Raw genomic sequence first — 26,057 nt, forward strand, 5'->3', positions numbered from 1 at the left:
GCTATCCGGGAGGCCACTGGAGGCCGCGGCCGCCCAGGACGTGCGCGTGCGCGTGGAAGACGGTCTGGCCCGCGCCCGTACCGGTGTTGAAGACGATGCGGTAGCTCTCCGCGGCCTCCTCGGTGGCGACCTCCTGGGCCTCCCGCAGCACGTCGGCGGCGATCTGCGGCTCGGCGGCGGCCAGCGCCGCGGCGTCGGGGTGGTGCACCTTGGGGATGACCAGGACGTGCGTCGGGGCCTGCGGGTTGATGTCGCGGAAGGCGAGGGTCGTCTCCGTCTCCCGGACCACGGTCGCCGGCACCTCACCCGCGACGATCTTGCAGAACAGACAGTCGCTTCGCGCTTCGCCCGCCATGGGTCCGGCCTCCTCAGGAGCAGTGATCGGTACGCACGGAATGCTATCCCTCCGCGCCGCGCGGCGGCGGGGCGCCGGGTCTACGGCGTCCCGGGCAGGGCCGGCGCGGTCTTCGCGGGGTTCTCCGCCAGCGCGGCGAGCGCGAGGCGCACCGCCTCGTCCAACTGCGGGTCACGGCCCACCGCGTAGTCGTCCGGGGTGGTCACGACCTCGACGTCGGGTTCGACGCCGTGGTTCTCCACCCCCCACCCCTGGCTCTCCAGCCAGAACGCGTACTTCGGCTGCGTCACCAACGTGCCGTCCACCAGGTGGTAGCGGCTGTCGATGCCGACGACGCCGCCCCAGGTGCGCGTGCCGACCACGGGCCCGATGCCGAGCGCCCGGATCGCCCCGTTGACGATGTCGCCGTCGGACCCGGAGAACTCGTTGGCGACGGCGACGACGGGCCCGCGCGGCGCGTCCAGGGGGTAGCTGAGGGGCCGTGAGCCGCGCGGCAGGTCCCAGCCGACGACGCGGCGCGCCAGCTTCTCCACGACGAGCTGGGAGGTGTGGCCGCCGCGGTTCTCGCGTACGTCGACCACCAGGCCCTCCCGGGTGACCTCGACGCGCAGGTCACGGTGGATCTGCGCCCAGCCGGGCGCCTGCATGTCGGGGACGTGGAGATAGCCGAGGCGGCCCTGCGAGCGCTCGGCGACGTACGCCCGCCGGTCCGCGACCCACGCGTGGTAGCGCAGCGGCTCCTCGTCGGCGACGGGGACCACCACGGCGTGCCGGGGGTCGCCGCCGCCCGAGGGCGAGACGGTCAGCTCGACGGGCTTGCCCGCGGTGCCGACGAGCAGCGGTCCCGGGCCGGTGACGGGGTCGACCGGCCGGCCGTTGACCTCGATCAGCGCGTCGCCGGGGCGGACCGCGACGCCGGGCGCCGCCAGCGGGGAGCGCGCGGCGGGGTCGGAGGTCTCCGAGGGCAGGACGCGGTCGACGCGCCACAGGCCGTCCTCGCCCCGCGAGAGGTCCGCGCCGAGGAGCCCCTGCCGCAGCGCGGAGCCGCCGCCCGAGCCGCCGGGGACGACGTACGCGTGCGAGGTGCCCAGCTCGCCCTGCACCTCCCAGAGCAGGTCGATGAGGTCGTCATGGGTGGCGATGCGGTCGAGCACGGGCCGGTAGCGCTCCAGGACCCCGTCCCAGTCGACGCCGCCCATGTCGGGCCGCCAGAAGTTGTCCCGCATGAGGCGGCCCGTCTCGTCGTACATCTGGCGCCACTCGGCGGCCGGGTCGACGGTGTGGCGGATGCGGGAGAGGTCGACGGAGATGTTCGAGTCGCTGTCCTCGTCGCCCGAGGCGCGCCGGTCGCTGGGCACCACCTTCAGCTTGCCGTCGGTCCACAGCAGGACCCGCTTGCCGTCGCCGGTGACCGCGAAGTGGTCGGCGTCGGAGGCCAATTCCTCCACGCGGCGCTGGGCGAAGTCGTACCGCTCCAGCTCGGTGTGCGGCTCCGGGTCGGACGGGGTGGCCCGGGAGGCGCCGAGGACGCCCCGCACGGGGTGGCGCAGCCAGAGCAGGCCGTCCTTGGCCGCGCGCAGCGTCGTATAGCGGGCGGCCTCGACGGGGAACGCCACGATGCGGTCGGCGAGCCCGTCGAAGTCGACGCGGGTGACGGGCGCGCCCTCGCTGTCGGGTGTCTCGGCGCCGGGGCTGTCCTGTCCTTCGAAGGGCCTGCCGTGCCGCTGCGGCCCGAACGGCGACGGCGTGGCCGCGGCGAGCGTGAGGAGGTGGGGCCGGGAGCCGCCGACGAAGGCGAGGTCGAAGACGTGCTCGTCGTAGACCGGGTCGAAGGCGCGCGCGGAGAGGAAGGCGAGGTGCTTGCCGTCGAGCGTGAACGCGGGCGAGTAGTCGCGGAAGCGCAGCGGGGTCGCCTCGGACACCGACAGGTCGGCGGTGCCCGCCAGCTTGAGCTGACGCAGCGGGCTCGGACCGGGGTGCGACCAGGCGAGCCAGGCGGAGTCGGGCGAGAAGACGAGCCCGGTGACCTCGCCGTCCTCACTGCGGTCGACCTCGCGGACCTCGCCGCTCTCCCGCTCGACGAGCAGGACGCGCCCGTCGTGCGAGGCGACGGCGGCGCGGCTGCCGTCCGGCGACATGGCGAGCCCGAGGACCCGGCCGAGCTGCCCGGCGGCGAGCCTGCGCGGAGTCGCGCCGGGCGCCGGGCCGGTGGCGGGGCGAACTCCAGCGCCTCGTCGCCCTCGGCGTCGGTCACCCATACGACGTGCTCCTCGCCCGCCACGCGGAAGGTGCGGGCAGCCGGGCGCGCACGCCCGGCGTGGCGGCGAGCGCGCGGGCCGGGCCCTCGCGGTGCGTGACCCAGTGCACGGAGCCGCGTACGGAGACGGCGCTGCCGCGACCGGTGTGGTCGGGCGCGGCGGTGCCGAACCAGCGGGCGGCGGCCACGGGGTGCGGCTGGAGGTCGGCGCGCTGGCCGCCGAGGCGGATGTCCGGGCGGCGCGGCTCGGCGCCTGCCAGGTCGTCCAGGAGCCACAGTTCACCGGCGCTCATATAGATCACGCGGGTGCCGTCGGTGGCGGCGTGCCGGGCGTAGAAGCCTTCCCCACGAGGGGTGTGGCGCCGCAGGTCGGAGCCGTCGGGCAGGGAGGAGTAGAGGGCGCCGACGCCTTCGTGGTCGGAGAGGAAGGCGATCCGCTCCCCCACCCAGAGCGGGTACTCGATGTTCCCGTCGAGCTCTTCGTGGAGGCGTACGAACTCGGTGTCCGCCGCCTCGCGGATCCACAGCTTGCCCGCGGTGCCGCCCCGATACCGCTTCCACCGGGCGGCCTCGCGTCCCATGGGGGCGGAGACCAGCAGGACCTGCCCGTCGGGGCCGTGCGTGGCGTCGCCGACCAGGCCGTAGGGCAGGGTGGTCGCGGGGCCGCCGTCCAGCGGCACGGCCCGCGCCCAGCTGCGGCTCGGTGCGGCCTGGCCCGCGGCGGAGACCGCGAGGACCTGCCCGTCGGGGGTCCAGCCGCGCACGCCCGTCTTCCAAGTGCCCCAGTGCGTCAGCCTCTTGGAGGGGCCGCCGTCGACGGGCGCGATGTGCACCTCGGGCGAACCGTCACGGGTGGACGTCCAGGCGACGGTGGTGCCGTCCGGGGAGATGCGGGGGTGGTCGACGGGCACGTTGTCGGCGCTGACCCGCCAGGCGCGGCCCCCGTCGAGGGGGGCGACCCAGACGTCGTCCTCAGCCGTGAACGTGGCCAACTCGCCTTGGATGTGCGGATACCGGAGGTACGCAGTCTGTGTCACACCGACCAGCCTAGGCAGGCGCCACGCGGCCCGGAAGCGGTTCGGATCACTTCGGCCGGGGCGGCCGCCCGGCGGGCCACGTCACTTCCCCGGCGCGCAGTCGCAGGTCGGGGGCGGCGGGGCGGGCGTGACGGTCACCGTCACGGTCACGGTGGGGCGGGGCTCGGGCCGGTCGTGGGAGGGCGGCGGCTGGGAGGGCGGCTGGTGGGAGGAGCCGGGCGGGGTCGGGCTCCCGCCGTCACCGTCGCCGGCACCGCAGTTGCCGAGCACGTCGGCCTTGAACCACTGCTTGCCGTCGACCTTGGCGGTGAGGTCGCCGCGTACGCAGCGGCCGTCGACGAGGGAGGACACCTTGCCCTTGATGGTGATGTCTTTGTTGCCGTCGTTGCCGCCGGACTCGCCCTGGCAGTCCACCTCCACGACGGCCTTCTCCGTGGGCTCGCCGCTCTTGGGTGTCACCCGGTCCTGGTAGCGGGCGGTGCAGCTGAGCCATGCCACGTCGAGCTTCTGGCGCTCCAGCTCCTTGGTGCCCATCCGGTCGGTGGTGAGCGCGACCGCCGCGGTGTTCAGACCGCCGTTCGCGGGGTCGCACGCGGTGACGCCGAGCGCGGCGGCGCCGGCGAGCCCGACGGCGTACAGGATCGGCGTACGCCGTTGCCATGCGTTCCGTTGCCGTAGTCGCCTCAATGCCCCCATACACGGCAGAGTGCCACCCTCCGTGCGGGGGCGGTAGACCGCTTGCGGCCATCCGGCGACCGGGGCCCGCAGCCGCGGTCAGGACCAGCGGCCCGTGCGGCCGAGGAGCAGCGCGGTCGCCGCGGTCCCCGCGGTCGAGGTGCGCAGCACACTGCGTCCGAGGCGGTACGGCTTCGCGCCCGCCTCGGCGAAAACCGCCAACTCGTCCGGGGAGACGCCCCCTTCGGGCCCGACGACGAGCACGATCCGTCCGCTCGCCGGGAGTTCGGCGGTGGCCAGCGGCTCGCTGCCCTCCTCGTGCAGGACGGCCGCGAAGTCGGCGCCCGCGAGGAGGGCGGCGACCTGCTTGGTGGACGCCGCGTCCGCGACCTCGGGGAAGCGCACCCGGCGCGACTGCTTGCCCGCCTCGCGCGCGGTCGCCCGCCACTTGGCGAGCGCCTTCAGGCCGCGCTCGCCCTTCCACTGCGTGATGCAGCGCGCCGCGGTCCACGGCACGACCGCGTCCACGCCGGTCTCCGTCATGGTCTCGACGGCGAGTTCCCCTCGGTCGCCCTTGGGCAGCGCCTGGACGACGGTGATGCGGGGCGACTCCTCGGGCTCCTCGGTCACGGAGTCCATCCGTACGACGAGCCGGTCCTTGCCCTCGGTGTCGAGGACCACGCAGTGCGCCCACCGTCCGGCGCCGTCGGTCAGGACGACGTCCTCACCGGCGCGCAGCCGCTTCACCGAGACGGCGTGGCGCCCTTCGGGGCCGTCCAGCACGTACCGCCCGTCGGCGGGCGCGTCGAAGTGTTCGACGACGAAGACGGGGGCGGTCACGCCTCGCCCCCGCGCGTCAACGCGTCCGTGGCGTCGGCCAGTTCGGCCGCGAGGACCTCCACGAGCTGTCCGGCGGGCAGCTCCCTGGCGAGCCGGTGGCCCTGCCCCGCCCAGAGCGCCATGCCCTGCGCGTCACCGGCCTTCGCGGCGGCCTTGCGCAGGCCGCTGGTCAGGTGGTGCACCTGGGGGTAGGCGGCGGGGGCGTACGGGCCGTGCTCGCGCATGAAGCGGTTGACGAGGCCGCGCGCGGGCCGCCCGGAGAACGCCCGGGTCAGCTCGGTCCGCACGAACAACGGGTTGGTCATGGCCTGCTTGTGCAGGGTGTGGGCGCCCGACTCGGGCGTGACCAGGAACGCCGTGCCGAGCTGCGCGGCGTCCGCGCCCGCCGCGAGCACCGCGGCGATCTGCGCGCCGCGCATCAGGCCGCCGGTGGCGACCAGGGGGATCTGCACGGTCTCGCGGATCTGCGTGATGAGGGAGAGCAGCCCGATCCCGGCGCCGTCGGCCTCGGGGTTGTCGCGGTGGGTGCCCTGGTGGCCGCCCGCCTCGACGCCCTGCACGCACACGGCGTCGGCGCCGGCCCACTGGGCGGTCTGCGCCTCCTCCGGTGTGGTGACGGTGACGACGGTGAGGGTGCCGACGCGGGCGAAGGAGTCGAGCACGTCGCGGGTGGGGCACCCGAAGGTGAAGGAGACGACCGGCACCGGGTCGTCGAGCAGGATGGCGAGCTTGGCGTCGTACCCGTCGTCGCGCCCGCTGTCCGGGTCGCCGAGCTGCGTCTCGTACCAGGTGGCCTCACCGGCGAGCTGGCTGCGGTAGACGTCGATCGCGGCGGCGTCCGCGGTGTCGGGCTGCGGCATGAAGAGATTGACGCCGAAGGGCCGCGAGGTCAGGCCCCGCAGCTGCTTGATCTCCTGGTACATCCCGTCGGCGGTCTTGTACCCGGCGGCGAGAAAGCCCAGGGCGCCGCCCTCACAGACGGCCGCGGCCAACCGGGGGCAGGACGCGCCGCCCGCCATGGGGGCCTGCACGATCGGATGGCGGCAGAGATCGGTCAGTGCGGAGGACATGCACGCATCGTGCCACGCCCTGCGCGGGCGACCGAATCGCCCTGCGCCCGGCGCACGCGCCCCCGTCTGCCCACGGTCCCCCGTCGGCGACTACCGGCCGTCTCGGCCCGCTCGCGCAGTTCCCCGCGCCCCTGACGGGGCGCGGGACGCCTGTCTTCAGGGGCGCGGGGAACTGCGCGACCAGCCCCCACGACCCGCGGACGAACGAACAACAGAGCCGGCACCGCCCAAGGCGCTACCGCCCGTTGAACGCGTCCTTCAGCCGGGAGAACAACCCCTGCTGCCCGGGCTGGAACTGCCCCGTAGGCCGCTCCTCACCCCGCATCTGCGCCAGCTCCCGCAGCACCCGCTCCTGCTCGGCGTCGAGCTTGGTCGGCGTAAGGACCTCGACGTGCACGATGAGGTCACCGCGCCCACCGCCCCGCAGATGCGTGACACCACGCCCGTGCAGCGGCACCGACTGACCGGACTGCGTACCCGGCCGGATGTCGATCTCCTCCAGCCCGTCCAGCGTCTCCAGCGGCACCTTCGTACCGAGCGCCGCCGCGGTCATCGGAATGGTGACCGTGCAGTGCAGATCGTCACCGCGCCGCTGGAAGACGGCGTGCGGCAACTCGTGGATCTCCACGTACAGGTCACCGGCGGGACCGCCACCGGGCCCGACCTCACCCTCACCGGCGAGCTGGATCCTGGTCCCGTTGTCGACACCCGCGGGGATCTTCACCGTCAGCGTCCGCCGCGACCGGATGCGGCCGTCACCGGCGCACTCGGGGCACGGCGTCGGCACGACGGTGCCGAAGCCCTGACACTGCGGACAGGGCCGCGAGGTCATGACCTGGCCGAGGAAGGACCGCGTGACCTGCGACACCTCACCGCGACCGCGGCACATGTCACACGTCTGAGCGGACGTCCCCGGCGCGGCACCCTCACCGCTACAGGTCGTACAGACGACCGCCGTGTCGACCTGGATGTCCTTGGTGGTCCCGAACGCGGCCTCGTCGAGGTCGATCTCCAGCCGGATCATGGCGTCCTGGCCGCGACGCGTACGCGAACGCGGCCCCCGCTGCGACGCCGTCCCGAAGAACGCGTCCATGATGTCGGAGAAGTTGCCGAAGCCACCGGCCCCGAAACCGCCCGCGCCACCGCCGCCGCCCGCCTGGGACAGCGGGTCGCCGCCGAGGTCGTAGACCTGCTTCTTCTGCGGGTCCGACAACACCTCGTAGGCGGCGTTGATCTCCTTGAAGCGCTCCTGAGTCTTCGGGTCCGGATTCACATCCGGGTGAAGCTCACGCGCCAGCCTCCGGAAGGCCTTCTTGATCTCGTCCTGGGAAGCGTCGCGGCGCACGCCGAGTACGGCGTAGTAGTCCGTGGCCACTTACGACTCCGCCAGGATCTGTCCGACGTAACGTGCCACTGCGCGTACTGCTCCCATCGTTCCCGGATAGTCCATGCGGGTCGGTCCGACCACGCCTAGTTTGGCGACTGCCTCGCTGCCCGAACCGTAGCCGACCGAGACCACGGACGTGGAGCTGAGGCCCTCATGGGCGTTCTCATGACCGATCCGTACGGTCATGCCCGAATCCGTCGCCTCGCCAAGCAACTTGAGGAGCACGACCTGCTCCTCAAGGGCCTCGAGAACGGGGCGGATCGTGAGGGGAAAGTCATGTCCGAAGCGGGTGAGATTGGCGGTGCCGCCGATCATCAGCCGCTCCTCGGTCTCCTCGACCAGCGTTTCGAGGAGGGTGGAGAGCACCGTCGAGACGGTGCCGCGGTCCTCGGCCTCGAAGGCCTCGGGCAGGTCCTGCACCAGCTGCGGGACGTCCGCGAAGCGGCGGCCCGCGACCCTGCTGTTGAGCCGCGCCCGCAGATCCGCGAGCGACGTCTCCCCGAAGGGCGCCGGACAGTCGATCATGCGCTGCTCGACCCGGCCGGTGTCCGTGATCAGGACGAGCATCAGGCGCGCGGGAGCGAGCGAGAGCAGCTCCACGTGCCGCACGGTCGACCGCGTCAGCGAGGGGTACTGCACGACGGCGACCTGCCGGGTCAGCTGCGCGAGCAGCCGAACCGTGCGCCCCACGACGTCGTCCAGATCGACGGCGCCGTCGAGGAAGTTCTGGATGGCGCGCCGCTCGGGGGCCGTCATCGGCTTGACGCCGGCGAGCTTGTCGACGAACAGGCGGTAGCCCTTGTCCGTCGGGATGCGCCCCGCGCTGGTGTGGGGCTGGGCGATGAACCCTTCCTCCTCCAGCGCCGCCATGTCGTTGCGCACCGTGGCCGGGGAGACGCCGAGACTGTGCCGCTCGGTGAGCGCCTTGGAGCCGACCGGCTCCTCCGTCCCGACATAGTCGTGGACGATGGCGCGCAGCACTTCGAGCCTGCGTTCACTGAGCATCGCGCACACCTCCAGCACGTCATCCGTCGCGGTGATCCCCTGCCTGGCACTCAACGCGGGTGAGTGCCAGCCTGTCAAAGGGTCAGTGTACGGGCGTCGGGTACGGACCCGGCAAGGCCGGACCCGGACCCCGTTGCTCATGCCCGGCGGCTGGTTGGTCATGCCAGGCGCCGCCGCACCGGTTAGCGTCACCGTATGGACGTGGAGCCGGCATGGGAAGCGGCGGGCTGGGAGCGGCTCGCACCGCGCGTGGGGCGGTGCCGCCTGCCGGTGTGGGACTGCACGGCGGGGCTCGTCGTCGGTGACGGGGCGGCCCTGATGGTCGAGGCCGGGTCGAGCCTGGCCGAGGGCGCGGCGCTGCGCACCCGGGCCAGGGAGATCCTCGGCGGCGGTCGCCGCGTGACGCATCTCGCTCTGACGCATCCGCACTTCGACCATGTCCTCGGCGCCGCGGCCTTCGCGGGCGTGGAGGTGTACGGGGCCGTGGGCATCGACACGGTCTTCGCCAAGGGCCGCGACGAGCTGTGCGCGGACGCGGTGCGCCACGGCGTGGACCCGCGGGCGGCGGCGGAAGCGACCGATCTCCTGGTCCACCCGCACCACCTGGTGTGCGGGGAGTGGACGCTGGACCTCGGCGGCGTCCAGGTCCTCCTCGCGAACGTCGGCCCCGGCCACTCGGGCCACGACCTGGCGGTCCTGGTCCCCGGCGCGGACGGCGAGCCGGAGATCGTCTTCTGCGGGGATCTGGTCGAGGAGTCGGGCGAACCGCAGGCCGGTCCCGACGCGGTGCCCGCGCGGTGGCCGGCGGCGCTGGACCGGCTCCTCGGCCTGGGCGGTGAGGGCGCGCGGTATGTGCCGGGGCACGGTGCGGTGGTGGATGCGGCTTTTGTCCGTGCGCAGCGCGCCACACTGGCGGCCCGTTTCGGCGTGTCGTAAGGGATGCCCTGCCGCCTCTTCCTATCGTCGGCGGAATGCGCCCACCCGTCTCCCGCCACCACCCCTCCGAGGGCCCTCCGGGCCCGCAGCGCCGTCTGTACTCCGCCGATCTCACGCCCCCCTGGAAGAAGTCGAAGCCCGTACCGGAGGTGGCGGCGGACGCCGGCCTCGTGGTGGAGGAGTTGAGCACCGGTTTCTGCGGGGCGGTGATCCGCTGCGAGAAGACCGCGCAGGGCCCGACGGTGACCCTGGAGGACCGCTTCGGCAAGCACCGCGTCTTCCCCATGGAGCCGCGGGGGTTCCTCCTGGAGGGCAGGCCGGTCACGCTGGTCCGGCCGGGTGCGGGTGCGGGTGCGACGGTACGTCCCTCGCGCACCGCCTCCGGTTCGGTGGCCGTGCCCGGGGCGCGGGCCAGGGTCGCCCGCGCGGGACGCATCTACGTCGAGGGCCGCCACGACGCCGAACTGGTCGAGCGGGTCTGGGGCGACGACCTGCGCATCGAGGGCGTCGTCGTCGAGTACCTGGAGGGCATCGACGACCTTCCCGCGATCGTCGCCGAATTCTCGCCCGGCCCCGACGCGCGGCTCGGCGTCCTCGTGGACCACCTGGTCCCCGGCTCCAAGGAGTCCCGCATCGCCGCGGAGATCGGCAGCGATCACGCCTTGGTCGTCGGCCACCCCTACATCGACGTGTGGGAGGCGGTGAAGCCGTCCTCGGTGGGCATCGAGGCGTGGCCGCGGGTGCCACGGGGGCAGGACTGGAAGAGGGGCGTGTGCCGGGCGCTGGGGTGGCCGGAGAACACGGGGGCGGCGTGGCAGCGGATCCTCGGCTCGGTACGCAGCTACAAGGACCTCCAGCCGGAGCTGCTGGGCAGGGTGGAAGAACTGATCGACTTCGTGACGCATCCGTAGCGGGCGGGTCGGCTGCTGGGTGTGTGGATTGGGGGACTGGTCGGCTGCCGATCAAACGAGCGGGTGGGTGGGAGACGGCTGCCGGGCGGCGCAGCCGGGCGGGACGGGCTCACCGCCGGTTGTGTGCCCCGCAGCCCAGCACCCGGCGCCGCTAATCCACCAGGTCACGAACCACCGCGTCCGCCAACAACCGCCCCCGCAACGTCAGCACCGCCCGCCCCGCCGCGTACGGCACCGCCTCCAGCAGCCCCTCGTCCCGCGCCTTGCGCGAGGCGGCGAGCCCGGCCTCCTTCAGCAGAGTCAGCGGGCAGCCCTCCACCAGCCGCAGCTCCAGCAGGATCCGCTCCACCCGCCGGTCCTCCTCGGAGAGGACCTCACGTCCGGCGCCGGGCGATCGGCCGCCCGCCAGAGCCGCCGCGTACGCCCCGGGATGCTTCACGTTCCACCACCGCACACCGCCCGCATGGCTGTGCGCGCCCGGCCCGGCCCCCCACCAGTCGGCGCCGCGCCAGTACAGCTCGTTGTGCAGGCAGCGCCCCGCCTCGGACGTGGCCCAGTTGGACACCTCGTACCACGAGAAGCCCGCCCGCCCAAGGACCTCGTCGGCGATGAGGTACCGGTCCGCGTGGACGTCGTCGTCGGTCATCGGCACCTCCCCGCGCCGGATCCGCCGCGCGAGCTGCGTGCCCTCCTCGACGATCAGCGCGTAGGCGCTGACGTGGTCCGGTCCGGCGCCGATCGCCGCGTCCAGCGTGGCGCGCCAGTCGTCGTCCGTCTCGCCCGGGGTGCCGTAGATCAGGTCGAGGTTCACATGGTCGAAGCCGGCCGCCCGCGCCTCGGCGACGCACGCCTCGGGCCGCCCCGGCGTATGCGTACGGTCGAGCACCTTCAGCACATGCTGCTTCGCGCTCTGCATGCCGAACGAGACGCGGTTGAACCCGCCCTCCCGCAGCTCCGCCAGATACGCCTCGTCGACCGACTCCGGATTCGCCTCGGTCGTGATCTCCGCGTCGTCCGCGAGACCGAACTCGTCCCGTACGGCCGCCAGCATCCGTACGAGATCCCCCGCCGCCAGCAGCGTCGGCGTACCGCCCCCCACGAAGACGGTCCGCACGGGCCGCGGGTCGTCGCCGAGGACCTTCCGGGCGAGCCGCACCTCGTCGGTCAGGGTGTCGGCGTAGTTGTCGCGGGAGGCGAGCACACCGCCGGAGCCGCGCAGCTCGGTGGCGGTGTAGGTGTTGAAGTCGCAGTAGCCGCAGCGCGTGGCGCAGTACGGGACGTGCAGATAGAAGCCGAGGGGGCGGGAGGCCGCGCCGGCCAGGGCGGACGCGGGCAGCGCGCCGTCCTCGGGCATGGGCTCACCGTCGGGCAGTGCGGAAGGCATGCCTTCGATTGTCCCGCACCGCCGCGCCCCGCGGAGCCGTCACCGTGCCTGGAGCACCAGCAGCGCCAGGTCGTCGTCGGGGGGACGCTCCGAGAACTCGTGGACGAGCCGCCGGATCCGCTCCGCCACGAGCGTCGCGTCGAGCCCCGCGCAGCCGGCGAGGGCCTGCGCCAGGCCGTCGCCGTCGTCGAACTGGAGCCGCCCCGAGCGCCGCTCGGTCACGCCGTCCGTGACGCACAGGAGGGTGTCGCCGGGCAGCAGGTCGAAGCTCTCGCTGGTGTACGTCTCGTCGTCGACGACCCCGAGCAGCATCTGCGGGCTCGCCGCCGACCGCACCTGCCCGTCGGGCGACAGGAGCAGCGGCAGCGGGTGCCCGGCACACGCGATGGTGCAGCGCACGCCGCCTTCGTGCGGGATCAGCTCGCCGTAGAGGAGGGAGAGGAAGCGTGAGGTGGGCCCGTCGGCCGGTACGCCCTGGCCGCCCGCGACGGCGACGACGGCCGCCGCGGCGTCGGCCGCCTCGGTCGCGTCGTCGAGGAGCAGTTGGTTGAGGCGGTCCAGGACCTCGGCGACCTGGTACCCCTCGCGGGCGAGCAGCCGCAGCCAGGGCCGGGCTAGGCCGATGACGACGGCGGCCTCGGGGCCCTTGCCCTGGACGTCGCCGAGCGCGAAGCACCAGCGCCCGTCCCCGGCCTGGAAGACGTCGTAGAAGTCGCCGCCCGGGCCGCCCTTGTCCCGCGGCTCGTACACCAGGCCGCTCTGCACGCCGGGGATCCGCGCGACCTTGCTGGGCAGCAGCCCGCGCTGGAGGATGCGGCTGATGTTGGCCTGGCGCTGGTAGCGGCGGGCCGTGCTGACGGCGAGGGCGACGCGGCGGCTGAAGTCCTCGACGAGGCCGGTGACCTCGTCGGGGAAGCGGAGCAGGCCCGCCCGCCCGATGAGCAGCGTGCCGAGCGTCCGGCCGCCCGCGGTCAGGCGGTACGCGAGCGCCGTGCCGGACGCCTCGCCCGTCGGCGCCTCGCCTGGCCAGCGGACGGGGAGGGCGCCGGTGCCCGCCGTGTCGGGCAGCTCGGGCGGGTCCTTCTCCAGGATGCGGCGCAGTTCCTCCATGCGGTGCTCGCTGGTGTGCCAGACCCGGGCGAGGCGCGCGCCCGGCCCGCCCGGGGTGGCGCGCGCCGGGCTCTCCGAGCCCTCGTCGAGCCAGACCGCGCACCAGTCGGCGAGCCGCGGCACGAGCAGCTGTCCGGCGAGGGCGGCCACCAGGTCCTCGTCGAACTGCCCGGCCAGCAGGTCGGACGCCTCGGCCAGGAAGCTGAGCGCCCCGCGGTTGACCCACTCCGTCTCGTGCGTGACGCGCTTGGGCAGCGGCGCGAGGATCTCGGCGGCGCGCAGCCCGCGCTTCAGGGCCTGTTCGCTCGCGTACGACTCGGTGTCCTGGTCCGCCTTGGCGCCCTCAACGGGCAGCCGGACCCAGATGGTCTTGGTGCCCGTGCGGTAGGTGATGCCCCAGGAGTCGGAGAGGCTCGCGACGAGCTGGAGACCGCGGCCGTACTCGGGGGTGCCGGTGGGCGCCGGGCCCTGCTCGCCGCGGACGGCGCGGGAGGGGTGGTGGTCGGAGACCTCGATGACGAGGGCGCCGGTGTCCTCGCCGGGCGCGGCCTCGTCGAGTCGGCACAGCAGTTCGACCGCCGTGCCCGCGTGCACGACGGCGTTGGTCACCAACTCGCTGACGAGGAGCACCGAGTCGTCGGCGAGGCGGTCGGTGATCCCGGCAGCCGCCGGCACGCCGAGCTCCGTCCAGTCGGCGAGCGCGGCGCGCACGAATCTTCGCGCGGCGGCGGGCGCCAGCGGGTTTCCGGGCAGGGACGTGCGCACCACCGCCGGCGGCCCCGGGCGGTCCGGGTCCGTGGCGGAGGCACGGAATTCGGTCTCCCGTTGCGTCGGAATGGACCCCACGGTGCGGCTCCTGAGCAGTTCGGGCGAATACGCCTCAGGCGACACCGACAGAGTGACAGACTGGTGGCGCCCATAAGCACCGAGTCACCGAAGTGGGCCGCTATGAGTGAGAACAGTGCTACGCCCGCGCTCGGCTCCGGCCTGATCCCGGCCCAGGCACCGCCCGTGCCCTCCCCCGGGGCCGAGGCGGCGGAGCCCGCCCCGAGCGCCGGCGCGGCCCTCTCGCCGGCCGCCCTCGCGGAACTGCGCCCGCTGCTCGCCGCCATGCGCGCCGCGCGGGACGGCGACTTCACGAAGGTCGCACCGATCGGCGGGGGCATCACCGCCGAGCTGTACGCGGTCTTCAACGAAATGCTCGACCGTTCGCTGCACTTCGACGCCGAGCTGATCCGCGTACGCCGGGAGATCATCCGGCACGGCCGCCTGGACGAGCGGTTCACGGCGAGCCCGGGCCAGGGCAGATGGACGGACCGGGTCCAGGAGGTCAACTCCCTGCTGGACTCGCTGGTCGCCCCGGCGGCGAACGCCACCCGGGTGCTCAACGCCGTGGCGGGCGGCGATCTCACCCAGCGCGTCGACCTGCACGACGGCAGCCGTGAGCTGCGGGGCGATCTGCGGCGCCTCGGCCGCGCCGTCAACACGATGGTCGACCAGCTGTCGCTCTTCACGGGCGAGGTGACGCGCGTCGCCCGCGAGGTCGGCACGGAGGGGCGGCTCGGCGGCCGGGCCAAGGTGCGTGGCCTGTCCGGCAGTTGGCGTGATGTGACCGAGGCGGTCAACACCATGGCGTCCCGGCTGACCGCCCAGGTGCGGGACATCGCGCTGGTGACGACGGCGGTCGCGCAGGGCGACCTGACCCGCACGGTCACCGTCGAGGCCACCGGTGAGCTGCTGGAACTGAAGCTGACCGTGAACACCATGGTCGAGCAGCTCTCCGCGTTCGCCGCCGAGGTGACCCGTGTGGCCCGCGAGGTCGGCACCGAGGGGCAGTTGGGCGGCCGCGCGCAGGCGCGGGGCGTGTCCGGCGTGTGGAAGGACCTCACCGACAACGTCAACTTCATGGCGTCGAACCTCACCTCGCAGGTCCGCAACATCGCCCAGGTCACCACCGCCGTCGCCAACGGCGACCTGAGCCAGAAGATCACCGTGGACGCCCGGGGCGAGATCCTGGAGCTGAAGTCGACCGTGAACACGATGGTCGACCAGCTCTCCGCCTTCGCCGACGAGGTCACCCGCGTCGCCCGCGAGGTCGGCACCGAGGGCAACCTCGGCGGGCGCGCTCAGGTGCGGGGCGTGTCCGGCGTATGGAAGGACCTCACCGACAACGTCAACTTCATGGCGGACAACCTGACGTCGCAGGTCCGCAACATCGCGCTCGTCTCGACGGCCGTCGCGCAAGGAGATCTCGGCAAGAAGATCACCGTGGAGGCGAAGGGCGAGATCCTGGAGCTGAAGTCGACGATCAACACGATGGTCGACCAGCTCTCCGCCTTCGCCGACGAGGTCACCCGCGTCGCCCGCGAGGTCGGCACCGAGGGCAACCTCGGCGGGCAGGCCCAGGTGCGGGGCGTGTCCGGCGTATGGAAGGACCTCACCGACAACGTCAACTTCATGGCGTCGAACCTCACCTCGCAGGTCCGCAACATCGCCCAGGTCACCACCGCCGTCGCCAACGGCGACCTCTCCAAGATGATCACGGTCACCGCGCGCGGCGAGATCCTGGAGCTCAAGGACACCGTCAACACGATGGTGACGCAGTTGCGCGCCTTCGCCGACGAGGTGACGCGCGTGGCCCGCGAGGTCGGCACGGACGGCCGCCTGGGCGGCCGCGCGCAGGTCCTCGGGGTGTCGGGGGTCTGGAAGGACCTCACCGACAACGTCAACTACATGGCGGACAACCTCACCGGGCAGGTCCGCAACATCGCGCAGGTCGCGACCGCCGTCGCCCAGGGCGACCTGTCGAAGAAGATCGACGTGGACGCGCGCGGCGAGATCCTGGAGCTGAAGACCACCATCAACACCATGGTGGACACGCTCTCCTCGTTCTCCTCGGAGGTCACGCGCGTGGCCCGCGAGGTCGGCTCCGAGGGCCAGCTCGGCGGCCAGGCCCGGGTCGAGGGCGTGTACGGCACGTGGAAGCGCCTGACGACGAACGTGAACGAGCTGGCGCTGAACCTCACCACCCAGGTCCGCGCCATCGCCGAGGTCGCCTCCGCCGTGGCCCAGGGCGACATGACCCGCGCCATCACCGTCGAGACGCGCGGCGAGGTGTCCGAGCTCAAGGACAACATCAACCTCATGGTCTCCAACCTCCGCGAGACCACCCGCGCCAAGGACTGGCTGGAGTCCAACCTCGCCCGCCTCGCGGGCCTGATGCAGGGCCACCGAGATCTGATGGAGGTCGCCGACCTGATCCTGCGCGAGCTGACCCCGCTGGTGAACGCGCAGTACGGCGCCTTCTTCCTGGCCGACCCCGACACCGCCGAGGGCCCGGCGCCCACCCGGATCACCGCGAAGGGCCTCGCCTTCATCGCGGGGTACGGCGCGGCCCAGGGCTCGGTCGTCGACACGGGCGGGATGCCCGCGCAGGGCCTGGTGCGCCAGGCGGCCCTGGAGAAGAAGCGCATCCTCGTCGAGGAGGTGCCACCGGACTACATCAAGATCCACTCGGGGCTCGGGGACGCCGCCCCCGCGACCGTCGTGATCATCCCGATCCTCTTCGAGGACAAGCTGCTCGGCGTGATCGAGCTGGCCACCTTCTCCCGCTTCTCCGACGTCCACCTGGCCTTCTTCGACCAGTTCGTGAACACCATCGGCGTCGCCATCAACACCATCATCGCCAACTCCCGTACGGAGTCGCTGCTCGGCGAGTCCCAGCGCCTGGCCACCCAGCTCCAGGAACGCTCGGACGAACTCCAGCGCCAGCAGGCCGAGTTGCGCCGCTCGAACGCCGAGCTGGAGGAGAAGGCGGCCCTGCTCGCCACGAGCTCCCAGTACAAGTCGGAGTTCCTCGCGAACATGTCGCACGAGCTGCGCACGCCGCTCAACTCCCTGCTGATCCTGGCCCGGCTGCTCTCCGACAACCCGGACGGCCATCTCTCCGACCAGGAGGTGCAGTTCGCGACGACGATCCACCGCTCGGGCTCGGACCTCCTCCAGCTCATCAACGACATCCTGGACCTGTCGAAGATCGAGGCCGGCCGGATGGACGTACGCCCCAAGAAGCTTCCGCTGATCAAGGTCCTCGACTACGTCCACGCGACGTTCCGCCCGCTCACCCTCGACCGGGGCCTCGCCTTCGACGTGTCGGTCGGCGACGACGTGCCGCGCGAGATGTTCTCGGACGAGCAGCGCCTCCAGCAGATCCTGCGCAACCTCCTGTCGAACGCCGTCAAGTTCACCTCGTCGGGCGGCGTCCAGCTGCGGGTCAGCCGCGTCACGGACACCGCGGGCGACCGGCTGCTCCACGACAACGACGACCTGCTCTGCTTCGCGGTCAGCGACACCGGCATCGGCATCCCGGCCGAGCAACTGCCGGTGATCTTCGAGGCGTTCCAGCAGGCCGACGGCACCACCAACCGCAAGTACGGCGGCACCGGCCTCGGCCTCTCCATCAGCCGCGAGATCGCGGGCCTGCTCGGCGGCCGCATCACCGCCGAGAGCCGCCCCGGCCACGGCTCCACCTTCTCGCTCTACGTCCCCGTGGTGCACCCGGGCCACGGCGCGGCCGCCGTCGCGTACGCCGCGTCGCACACCCAGGACCTGCCGGAGCCCCAGGAACACGCCGTGCAGCGGCCGCACACCACCCTCGAACCGGACGACAGCTGGCCCATGCCCGCCAAGCTCGAGGAGTGGAAGGAAGGCCGCGCCGGTCGCTTGCTGCCCGGCCGCAGGGTGCTGATCGTCGACGACGACATCCGCAACGTCTTCGCGCTCACGCACGTGCTCAGCCGCGTCGGCATGCCCGTCCTGTACGCGGAGAACGGCCGCGAGGGCATCGAGACCCTGGAGCGCAACCCGGACGTCGACCTCGTCCTGATGGACATCATGATGCCGGAGATGGACGGCTACGAAACCATGGCCGCCATCCGCCGCAGCCCCCGCTGGCAGGGCCTGCCCATCGTCGCCCTCACCGCGAAGGCCATGCCGGGGGACCGCGAGAAGGCCATCGCCCAGGGCGCCACCGACTACGTGCCCAAGCCCGTGGACGTGGATCAGCTCCTCGGCGTCATCTGCGCCCTCCTCGATCCGGAGGGCGCACCCGCCGAAGCCTCCGAGGGCACCCCCGCCGCAGGCCCCGAGGGCACACCCGCCGACGGCCCGGCCGCGCCAGGCGACAGCCCCGTCACGCCGGCCACCGATCGAGGCCCCCGACCATGAACGCAGAGCCCCGCAGCGACCACCACGCGAGCATCCTCCTCGTCGACGACATGGAGGACAATCTGTTGGCACTCGAAGCGATCCTGACGTCCCTGAACGAGCCGCTGGTACGCGCCCGTTCGGGAGAGGAGGCGATGAAGGCGATCCTGCGGCAGCGGTTCGCCGTGATCCTCCTCGACGTCCGGATGCCGGGCATGGACGGTTTCGAGACGGCGTCGAACATCAAACGCCTCGACCAGACCAAGGACGTGCCCATCATCTTCCTGACGGGCACCGACCACGACGCCGGCTACGCCTTCCGGGGGTACGCGACGGGCGCGGCCGACTTCCTCACCAAACCGTTCGACCCGTGGGTCCTGCGCGCCAAGGTCAGTGTCTTCCTCGAACTGCACAGGAAGACCCGGCAGTTGGAGCGGATACTCGCCCGCGAGCAGCTCCAGTTCGACGAGCTTGCCGCGCGCCTGTCCGCGATCGAGGCCCACATGGCGGCGAGCAGCCTGAACGACGTCCTGGAGCTGCGCCACCATGTGAAGCACATGGAGGAACTGGTGCGGGAGATGCGTCACGGACGGAGCCGCTAGACGCGTCCTGGCCGGCTACGCCTCACGCGAGCCCGCGTACATCTCGTCGATCAGGTGCTTGTACTCCCGCTCGACGACCGGGCGCTTCAGCTTCAGGCTGGGCGTCAGCTCGCCGTGTTCGACGTCCAGGTCGCGCGGCAGGAGCCGGAACTTCTTGATGGTCTGCCAGCGCTGGAGGCCTCCGTTGAGCTGCTGCACATAGCCCTCGATCAGCTCGACCGTGGCGGGCGCGGCGCAGACCTCGGCGTAGGACTTGCCGCCCAGGCCGTTCTCCTCGGCCCAGGCGAGGATCGCGGGCTCGTCGAGGGAGATCAGCGCGGTGCAGTAGTTCTTGTCGGCGCCGTGCACCAGGATGTTGGAGACGTACGGGCACACGGCCTTGAACTGGCCCTCGACCTCGGCGGGCGCGATGTACTTGCCGCCGGAGGTTTTGATCAGGTCCTTCTTGCGGTCGGTGATCCGCAGATAGCCGTCGACTGACAGCTCGCCGATGTCCCCGGTGTGGAACCATCCGTCGGACTCCAGGACCTCGGCCGTCTTCTCCGGCAGGCCGTGGTAGCCCTCCATGATGCCGGGGCCGCGCAGCAGGATCTCGCCGTCGTCCGCGATGCGCACCTCGGTGCCGGGCAGCGGCTTGCCGACGGTGCCGGTGCGGTAGGCCTCGCCGGGGTTCACGAAGGAGGCGGCGGAGGACTCGGTCAGGCCGTAGCCCTCCAGGATGTGGATGCCGGCGCCCGCGAAGAAGTACCCGATGTCGGGCGCGAGGGCCGCCGACCCGGAGACGGCGGCGCGCAGCCGTCCGCCGAAGGCCTCGCGCAGCTTGGAGAAGACCAGCGTGTCGGCGGCCTTGTGCTTGGCGCGCAGGCCGAAGGGGACCGAGGCGTTGCCGGTCCTGCGGAAGTTGTCCTGGCTGACCTTCGCGTACTCGCGGGAGACCTCGGCCGCCCACAGGAAGATCTTGTACTTGGCGCCGCCACCGGCCCGGGCCTTGGCCGCGACGCCGTTGTAGACCTTCTCGAAGATGCGCGGCACGGCAGCCATGTACGTCGGCTGCACGACCGGCAGATTCTCGATGATCTTGTCGACGCGGCCGTCGACGGCGGTGACGTGGCCGAGCTCGATCTGCCCGGAGGTCAGCACCTTGCCGAACACGTGCGCGAGCGGCAGCCAGAGGTACTGCACGTCGTCGGGGCCGAGCAGACCGGTCGCCGCGATGGCCTTCGCCATGTACGACCAGTTGTCGTGCGGGAGCCGCACGCCCTTGGGCTTGCCGGTGGTGCCGGAGGTGTAGATCAGCGTCGCGAGCTGGTCTGCGGTGATCGCCGCGATCCGGTCCTTGACGAGCGCGGGGCTCTTCTCCAGGTACGCGGCGCCCCGGGCCTCCAGCTCGGCGAGCGTGAGCACCCAGCCCTCGGGGTCGCCCTCGGCGGCGGAGGCGCCCTCGGCGTCGATGACCACGACGTGCCGCAGCTCGGGCAGCTCGGCGCGCTTCGCACGCGCCTTGGCGAGCTGCGCGGCGTCCTCGGCGATCAGCACCCGGCTGCCGGAGTCGGCCACGATGTACGCCGACTCCTCGGCGTTGGTCTGCGGGTAGACGGTCGTGGTGGCAGCGCCCGCGCACATGATGCCGAGGTCGGCGAGGATCCACTCGACCCGTGTGGCGGAGGCGAGGGCGACCCGGTCCTCGGGCTGGAGGCCGAGCTCGACCAGCCCGGCGGCGATGGCGTAGACCCGGTCGGCCGCCTGCGACCAGCTGAGGGCCTTCCACTCGTCGGGTCCCTCACCGGAGGCCGCCGGGACGGGGTAGCGGTAGGCCTCGGCATCCGGCGTGGCCGCCACGCGCTCCAGGAAGAGATGCGCCACGGAGGGCGGACGGTTCTCGATCAAGGTCTGTGTGTCGCTCATCTTTGTGTCGCTCACGACATCCTCCGGGCCCACGACGGTGCGGCGAACTTGCTGGTGGCTGCTTCTGCCTTCTGCTTCTTGCTGCTTCTTACATCTCTGTCGGCCACTTGTTTAACTTGCGAGTAACCTACGAGTGGTGATCAGAGTAGAGCGCCGACGCCCAGGGCGTAAGGGGCAACTGCCTGTCACTTCCTCCAGGCACCCAAACGGAATCGGGCCTCGCGCCCAAACGGAATCGGCCCTCGCGGCCACAACGCCGCGGGCCCGGCGCGTCTGTGCGCCGGGCCCGCGTGGCGGCCGCTCCAGCGCGGCCGGGATGACTACTTCTTGGCCTTGCCGGGGCCGCTGTCGTCGCTGGACAGCACCGCGATGAAGGCCTCCTGGGGGACCTCCACGGAGCCGACCATCTTCATCCGCTTCTTGCCTTCCTTCTGCTTCTCGAGCAGCTTCCGCTTACGGGAGATGTCACCGCCGTAGCACTTGGCGAGGACGTCCTTGCGGATGGCGCGGATGGTCTCGCGGGCGATCACCCGGGAGCCGATCGCGGCCTGCACGGGCACCTCGAAGGCCTGCCGCGGGATCAGCTCGCGCAGCTTGGCGACGAGCCGCACGCCGTACGCGTACGCCTGGTCCTTGTGCGTCACGGCGGAGAAGGCGTCGACCTTGTCGCCGTGCAGCAGGATGTCGACCTTGACGAGCTGCGCGGACTGCTCGCCCGTGGGCTCGTAGTCCAGCGAGGCGTAACCACGCGTCTTGGACTTCAGCTGGTCGAAGAAGTCGAAGACGATCTCGGCGAGCGGCAGGGTGTAGCGGATCTCCACGCGGTCCTCGGAGAGGTAGTCCATGCCGAGCATGACGCCGCGCCGGTTCTGGCACAGCTCCATGATCGAACCGATGAACTCGCTGGGCGCGAGGATCGTGGCGCGCACGACCGGCTCGAAGACCTGGTCGATCTTGCCCTCGGGGAATTCACTCGGGTTGGTGACCGTGTGCTCGGCACCGTCCTCCATGATCACGCGGTAGACCACGTTGGGGGCGGTGGCGATGAGGTCGAGCCCGAACTCGCGCTCGAGCCGCTCACGGATCACATCGAGGTGCAGCAGCCCCAGGAACCCGACGCGGAAGCCGAAGCCCAGCGCGGCCGAGGTCTCCGGCTCGTACACCAGCGCGGCGTCGTTGAGCTGGAGCTTGTCGAGGGCCTCGCGCAGGTCCGGGTACTCCGAGCCGTCCAGCGGATACAGACCCGAGAACACCATCGGCTTGGGGTCCTTGTACCCGCCGAGCGCCTCGGTGGCGCCCTTGTGCAGGGAGGTGATCGTGTCGCCGACCTTGGACTGACGGACGTCCTTCACGCCGGTGATGATGTAGCCCACCTCACCGACGCCGATGCCGTCGGCCGGGGTCATCTCGGGGGACGACACACCGATCTCGAGCAGCTCGTGCGTGGCGCCGGTGGACATCATCCGGATCCGCTCACGCTTGTTGAGCTGGCCGTCGACGACTCGTACGTACGTCACGACGCCGCGGTAGGAGTCGTAGACCGAGTCGAAGATCATCGCGCGGGCGGGGGCGTCCGCGACGCCGACCGGCGGCGGGATCTCGGCGACGACCTTGTCGAGCAGCGCCTCGACGCCCATGCCGGTCTTCGCGGAGACCTTCAGGACGTCCGCGGGGTCGCAGCCGATGAGGTTGGCGAGTTCCTCGGAGAACTTCTCCGGCTGGGCGGCCGGCAGATCGATCTTGTTCAGTACGGGGATGATCTTGAGGTCGTTCTCCATCGCCAGGTAGAGATTGGCGAGAGTCTGCGCCTCGATGCCCTGGGCCGCGTCGACCAGGAGGATCGTGCCCTCGCAGGCCGCGAGCGAACGCGAGACCTCGTACGTGAAGTCGACGTGGCCCGGGGTGTCGATCATGTTGAGGATGTGGGTACTGCCCTGGTCCGGGCCCTCGTTCGGGGCCCAGGGCAGACGCACCGCCTGGGACTTGATCGTGATGCCGCGCTCGCGCTCGATGTCCATGCGGTCGAGGTACTGAGCACGCATCTGCCGCTGCTCCACCACCCCGGTGAGCTGGAGCATGCGGTCGGCGAGCGTGGACTTGCCGTGGTCGATGTGCGCGATGATGCAGAAATTGCGGATCAGAGCCGGGTCGGTACGGCTCGGCTCGGGCACATTGTTAGGGGTCGCGGGCACGCAGGGTCCTGTCTCTTGAGGCGCCTGTAGCCTCGGGTCGGATCTATACGTAGCTTCCATCGTCCCATGGGTGGCGCACTGCGCTCGGTTTGGGCTGGTCGGACGGCGGCTGGTACCGTGGGCAGCTGTGTCTCGTAGCCCTCTCAAGCGTCGAGGCGCGTGTCATAACACTCATCTGCAGTACCTCTGCAGTACCTGAACCTGAAAAGGCTCTTTCGTGGCGAACATCAAGTCCCAGATCAAGCGGATCAAGACCAACGAGAAGGCGCGTCAGCGCAACAAGGCGGTCAAGTCTTCCCTGAAGACCGCGATCCGCAAGGCCCGCGAGGCCGTTGCCGCCGGTGACACCCAGAAGGCCGCCGAGCTCACGCGTGAGGCCACGCGTCAGCTGGACAAGGCCGTCTCCAAGGGCGTCATCCACAAGAACCAGGCCGCCAACAAGAAGTCGGCGCTTGCGACGAAGGCCGCGTCCCTCAAGGGCTGAAGCCTTTACCCCGGCTAGCGTGCCGGGGAGCTGATCAATCCTCCCGCGAGGGTAATTCGAGCCCTCTACCTCGAATCGCGGACAGACCACGCAGTACGCCACGCTGCGCCAGTGCCCCCGGACCCACTCCGGGGGCACTGCTGTGTGTGGGGGGCGGTACGGGGGCGCCCTTGGGGGCGCGGAAGCGCCTGTCAGGGGCGCGGGGAACTGCGCGCCCAGCCACAAGCCACCCGCAGGGGAGTCAGGCCACCCCACCCACGCGGAGCCGATCAGCGACGCCCAGACCGAGCCGCACGCGCAACAGCAACCACGGCCTTCTCCAACGCATACTCCGGATCATCCCCCCCACCCTTGACCCCCGCATCGGCCACCGCAACAGCGGTCAACGCCGCGGCAACCCCATCCGGCGTCCACCCCCGCATCTGCTGCCGCACCCGATCAATCTTCCACGGCGGCATACCCAGCTCCCGCGCAAGATCGGCAGGCCGTCCCCCCCGCGCGGACGAAAGCTTCCCGATGGCACGAACCCCCTGCGCAAGCGCACTGGTGATCATGACGGGAGCGACCCCGGTCGACAGAGACCACCGCAGCGCTTCGAGCGCCTCCGCGGCCCGCCCCTCCACGGCCCGGTCGGCGACATTGAAGCTGGAGGCCTCCGCCCGACCCGTGTAATACCGCCCGACGACGACCTCATCGATCTTGCCCTCGACGTCCGCCGCGAGCTGGGACACCGCGGAGGCGAGCTCACGCAGATCGCTGCCGATCGAGTCGACCAGGGCCTGGCACGCCTCGGACGTCGCCGAGCGGCCGAGCGTACGGAACTCGCTCCGTACGAACGAGAGCCGGTCGGCGGGCTTCGTCATCTTGGGGCAGGCGACCTCGCGCGCCCCGGCCTTGCGGGCCGCGTCCAGCAGGGCCTTGCCCTTGGCGCCGCCCGCGTGCAGCAGGACGAGGGTGATCTCCTCGGCGGGCGCCCCGAGGTACGCCTTCACGTCCTTGATCGTGTCCGCCGACAGATCCTGCGCGTTCCGCACGATCACGACCTTGCGCTCGGCGAAGAGCGAGGGACTGGTGAGCTCGGCGAGCGTGCCGGGCTGCAACTGGTCGGAGGTGAGGTCACGCACATCCGTGTCCGCGTCGGCGGCGCGGGCGGCCGCGACCACCTGCTGCACGGCGCGGTCGAGGAGCAGATCCTCCTGCCCCACGGCGAGCGTGAGGGGGGCGAGCGGATCTGACGAATCGGCGGTATCTGTCTTCCTGGCCATCGCGGTCAAGCATCCCACGCGCCACTGACAACACCTCCCGCGCGGCTGGTCCCGGGCGGGCTCCCTCTCCGATACCGCGATACCGGAGAATGGGCGGGTGACCGACGTACGACATGTCCTGGTGCTGCCCGACCGCGATGCCGCGGAGGAAGTCGCCGCAGAACTCCCCGACCGTTTCGGCGTCGCCGAGGAACCCCAGCTCGTCCGGGACGCGCTGGCCGGCGAGGACGACGCCGAGGACGCCCAGTGGCTGGTCGTGATCGAAGACCCCGAGTCCCGCCTGGACCAAACAGCACTCGACGAACTGGCCGCCACTTACGAGGGCTGGCTGGAGGCTCCGTAGGCCCGGCGGGGCGCGGCGCCGCTCCGGGCACCGCGCGCGTCGGCGGTCAGGTCTTGGGGACGGCCTGGATGTCGAGGTCGATCGTGATGCTGTGTCCGACGGCCGCTATGCCGCGCGCCAGCATCGTCTGCCAGGTGATCGTGAAGTCGTCGCGGTGCAGTTCGGTGGTGGCGCGGCAGGCCGCGCGCGTCTCGCCCTCCAGCCCCTGGCCGACCCCGAGGTACTCGGCGTCCAGCGTGACCGTCCGCGTCACGCCGTGCAGCGTCAGGCCGCCCGAGACGGCCCAGCGGCTGCCGCCCTTGTGCACGAAACGGTCGCTGTAGAACTCCATCGTCGGGAAGCGCCCCACGTCGAGGAAGTCACCGGAGCGCAGATGGTCGTCGCGCATCTGGACCCCGGTGTCGATGGAGGCCGCGTCGATGACGACGTGCATCGCGGAGTCCTCCATGCGCTCGCCCATCCGGATGGCTCCGGCGAAGCTGTTGAACCGGCCGTGGATACGGGCCAGCCCGATGTGCCGCGCGGTGAAGCCGACGGAGGAGTGCAGGGGGTCGAGCTCCCAGTCACCGGCCTCGGGAAGCGCCGGCGGCTGCGCGACCTGGAGCGTGACATCGCCGAGCGAGGCGTGCGTGTCCTGGCCGACCGTGGCGCTCCCCCGGTACGGCGTGAACCCTTCCGCCGAGACCACGAGGCGGTAGTCCCCGGCCGGAACGGTCGTGACGAACGCCCCGTAGGGATCCGTCCCGCCCCCGACCACCTTGCGCCCCATGGCATCGGTGACGGCGAACTCCGCGTGCCGCACGGGCTCGTTGACGGGGTCGAGCACCCGGCAGCTGAGCACTCCCGCGTCCGGCGGCACCCTGAACGCCGACAAGGGTCCCGTCCGTCCCACCCGATTCGTACGGTTTCCCAGCCAACGGCCGAACACGCGCGACACACCCCCGCATTACTTGACAACACCTGTAAAACACAGTGAATGGGTATTCGATCACCGTTGCGGCATTCGATGCAACATGGCAACACATCGCGGGAATACTGACGATGCGCTGCAAGTGTCGCGACTCACCCGAATTGATCGCCCACCGCCCTCCCCC

The 26,057-nt window shown here is 71.6% G+C and carries 18 protein-coding genes and 1 pseudogene; 6 read left to right on the top strand and 13 right to left on the bottom strand.

Going from position 1 to position 26,057, the window contains the following annotated elements:
- Window position 1: 1 nt before the first annotated feature.
- The 7 genes and pseudogenes from KKZ08_RS12930 to hrcA form a co-directional block, all read right to left on the bottom strand.
- The gene (locus KKZ08_RS12930) at window positions 2–355 is read right to left on the bottom strand and encodes a histidine triad nucleotide-binding protein (protein WP_223774590.1); all 354 of its coding nucleotides are present in this window, start codon (window positions 353–355) and stop codon (window positions 2–4) included.
- An 80-nt stretch (window positions 356–435) separates the two neighbouring features.
- Window positions 436–3,649, bottom strand: a pseudogene (locus KKZ08_RS12935) (S41 family peptidase).
- An 81-nt stretch (window positions 3,650–3,730) separates the two neighbouring features.
- Window positions 3,731–4,345: a hypothetical protein gene (locus KKZ08_RS12940; RefSeq protein ID WP_223774591.1), complete on the bottom strand. Its 615-nt coding sequence runs from the start codon at window positions 4,343–4,345 to the stop codon at window positions 3,731–3,733.
- Window positions 4,346–4,423: 78 nt separating this feature from the next.
- Window positions 4,424–5,164 carry a 16S rRNA (uracil(1498)-N(3))-methyltransferase gene (locus KKZ08_RS12945; protein WP_223774592.1) on the bottom strand — a complete coding sequence of 247 codons (741 nt, stop codon included), beginning with the start codon at window positions 5,162–5,164 and terminating at the stop codon, window positions 4,424–4,426.
- Window positions 5,161–6,234, bottom strand: a complete 1,074-nt coding sequence (locus tag KKZ08_RS12950; protein ID WP_223774593.1) for a nitronate monooxygenase — start codon at window positions 6,232–6,234, stop codon at window positions 5,161–5,163. Before KKZ08_RS12950 ends, KKZ08_RS12945 begins: the two co-directional genes overlap by 4 nt.
- Before the next feature lie 235 nt (window positions 6,235–6,469).
- Entirely contained in the window at window positions 6,470–7,609 is a 1,140-nt protein-coding gene (gene dnaJ / locus KKZ08_RS12955) for a molecular chaperone DnaJ (protein WP_223774594.1), read from the bottom strand.
- Window positions 7,610–8,626 carry a heat-inducible transcriptional repressor HrcA gene (gene hrcA, locus KKZ08_RS12960; protein ID WP_223779034.1) on the bottom strand — a complete coding sequence of 339 codons (1,017 nt, stop codon included), beginning with the start codon at window positions 8,624–8,626 and terminating at the stop codon, window positions 7,610–7,612.
- Window positions 8,627–8,827: 201 nt separating this feature from the next.
- On the opposite strand from hrcA, the gene KKZ08_RS12965 reads away from it, so the two are divergent.
- Window positions 8,828–9,562, top strand: a complete 735-nt coding sequence (locus KKZ08_RS12965) for an MBL fold metallo-hydrolase (RefSeq protein WP_223779035.1) — start codon at window positions 8,828–8,830, stop codon at window positions 9,560–9,562.
- Window positions 9,563–9,597: 35 nt separating this feature from the next.
- Complete coding sequence (locus tag KKZ08_RS12970; RefSeq protein WP_223774595.1) at window positions 9,598–10,473, top strand: DUF3097 domain-containing protein; 876 nt, start codon at window positions 9,598–9,600, stop codon at window positions 10,471–10,473.
- A 151-nt stretch (window positions 10,474–10,624) separates the two neighbouring features.
- Here the strand turns inward: KKZ08_RS12970 and hemW are convergent, their stop codons facing one another.
- Both hemW and KKZ08_RS12980 read right to left on the bottom strand, forming a co-directional pair.
- Window positions 10,625–11,857, bottom strand: coding sequence for a radical SAM family heme chaperone HemW (hemW, locus tag KKZ08_RS12975; RefSeq protein ID WP_223774596.1), 1,233 nt, complete (start codon window positions 11,855–11,857; stop codon window positions 10,625–10,627).
- A gap of 39 nt (window positions 11,858–11,896) precedes the next feature.
- Window positions 11,897–13,813: an ATP-binding SpoIIE family protein phosphatase gene (locus KKZ08_RS12980; protein ID WP_223774597.1), complete on the bottom strand. Its 1,917-nt coding sequence runs from the start codon at window positions 13,811–13,813 to the stop codon at window positions 11,897–11,899.
- A 264-nt stretch (window positions 13,814–14,077) separates the two neighbouring features.
- On the opposite strand from KKZ08_RS12980, the gene KKZ08_RS12985 reads away from it, so the two are divergent.
- Complete coding sequence (locus KKZ08_RS12985) at window positions 14,078–18,193, top strand: HAMP domain-containing protein (protein ID WP_223779036.1); 4,116 nt, start codon at window positions 14,078–14,080, stop codon at window positions 18,191–18,193.
- A complete protein-coding gene (locus tag KKZ08_RS12990) occupies window positions 18,190–18,774 on the top strand; it encodes a response regulator (RefSeq protein WP_223774598.1) in 585 nt (194 codons plus the stop codon). Before KKZ08_RS12985 ends, KKZ08_RS12990 begins: the two co-directional genes overlap by 4 nt.
- A gap of 15 nt (window positions 18,775–18,789) precedes the next feature.
- Here KKZ08_RS12990 and KKZ08_RS12995 read toward each other — a convergent pair whose 3' ends face one another.
- Together KKZ08_RS12995 and lepA are read right to left on the bottom strand one after the other, a co-directional pair.
- Window positions 18,790–20,679 carry a long-chain fatty acid--CoA ligase gene (locus KKZ08_RS12995; RefSeq protein WP_223774599.1) on the bottom strand — a complete coding sequence of 630 codons (1,890 nt, stop codon included), beginning with the start codon at window positions 20,677–20,679 and terminating at the stop codon, window positions 18,790–18,792.
- A gap of 320 nt (window positions 20,680–20,999) precedes the next feature.
- Entirely contained in the window at window positions 21,000–22,871 is a 1,872-nt protein-coding gene (gene lepA, locus KKZ08_RS13000; protein WP_223774600.1) for a translation elongation factor 4, read from the bottom strand.
- Between the two features lie 217 nt (window positions 22,872–23,088).
- Here lepA and rpsT point away from each other — a divergent pair, with 217 nt between their 5' ends.
- On the top strand, window positions 23,089–23,355 hold the full coding sequence (gene rpsT, locus KKZ08_RS13005) for a 30S ribosomal protein S20 (protein WP_055564969.1): 267 nt from the start codon (window positions 23,089–23,091) through the stop codon (window positions 23,353–23,355).
- A gap of 269 nt (window positions 23,356–23,624) precedes the next feature.
- Here the strand turns inward: rpsT and holA are convergent, their stop codons facing one another.
- Window positions 23,625–24,620 carry a DNA polymerase III subunit delta gene (gene holA, locus KKZ08_RS13010; RefSeq protein WP_223774601.1) on the bottom strand — a complete coding sequence of 332 codons (996 nt, stop codon included), beginning with the start codon at window positions 24,618–24,620 and terminating at the stop codon, window positions 23,625–23,627.
- A 97-nt stretch (window positions 24,621–24,717) separates the two neighbouring features.
- On the opposite strand from holA, the gene KKZ08_RS13015 reads away from it, so the two are divergent.
- Complete coding sequence (locus KKZ08_RS13015; RefSeq protein WP_223774602.1) at window positions 24,718–24,963, top strand: hypothetical protein; 246 nt, start codon at window positions 24,718–24,720, stop codon at window positions 24,961–24,963.
- A gap of 46 nt (window positions 24,964–25,009) precedes the next feature.
- On the opposite strand, the gene KKZ08_RS13020 is transcribed toward KKZ08_RS13015, so the two are convergent.
- Window positions 25,010–25,891, bottom strand: coding sequence for a YceI family protein (locus KKZ08_RS13020; protein WP_223774603.1), 882 nt, complete (start codon window positions 25,889–25,891; stop codon window positions 25,010–25,012).
- Window positions 25,892–26,057: the final 166 nt, after the last annotated feature.

The sequence above is a fragment of the Streptomyces sp. 135 genome, assembly GCF_020026305.1.
Classification (GTDB): Bacteria; Actinomycetota; Actinomycetes; order Streptomycetales; family Streptomycetaceae; genus Streptomyces.

Bases quoted from the DNA above. Each gene is read 5' to 3' on its own strand.
- KKZ08_RS12930 (WP_223774590.1), bottom strand. From the start codon at position 355: ATGGCGGGCGAAGCGCGAAGCGACTGTCTGTTCTGCAAGATCGTCGCG.
- KKZ08_RS12940 (WP_223774591.1), bottom strand. From the start codon at position 4,345: ATGGGGGCATTGAGGCGACTACGGCAACGGAACGCATGGCAACGGCGT.
- KKZ08_RS12950 (WP_223774593.1), bottom strand. From the start codon at position 6,234: ATGTCCTCCGCACTGACCGATCTCTGCCGCCATCCGATCGTGCAGGCC.
- hrcA (WP_223779034.1), bottom strand. From the start codon at position 8,626: ATGCTCAGTGAACGCAGGCTCGAAGTGCTGCGCGCCATCGTCCACGAC.
- KKZ08_RS12970 (WP_223774595.1), top strand. From the start codon at position 9,598: ATGCGCCCACCCGTCTCCCGCCACCACCCCTCCGAGGGCCCTCCGGGC.
- hemW (WP_223774596.1), bottom strand. From the start codon at position 11,857: ATGCCTTCCGCACTGCCCGACGGTGAGCCCATGCCCGAGGACGGCGCG.
- KKZ08_RS12985 (WP_223779036.1), top strand. From the start codon at position 14,078: ATGCGCGCCGCGCGGGACGGCGACTTCACGAAGGTCGCACCGATCGGC.
- KKZ08_RS12990 (WP_223774598.1), top strand. From the start codon at position 18,190: ATGAACGCAGAGCCCCGCAGCGACCACCACGCGAGCATCCTCCTCGTC.
- KKZ08_RS12995 (WP_223774599.1), bottom strand. From the start codon at position 20,679: ATGAGCGACACACAGACCTTGATCGAGAACCGTCCGCCCTCCGTGGCG.
- holA (WP_223774601.1), bottom strand. From the start codon at position 24,620: ATGGCCAGGAAGACAGATACCGCCGATTCGTCAGATCCGCTCGCCCCC.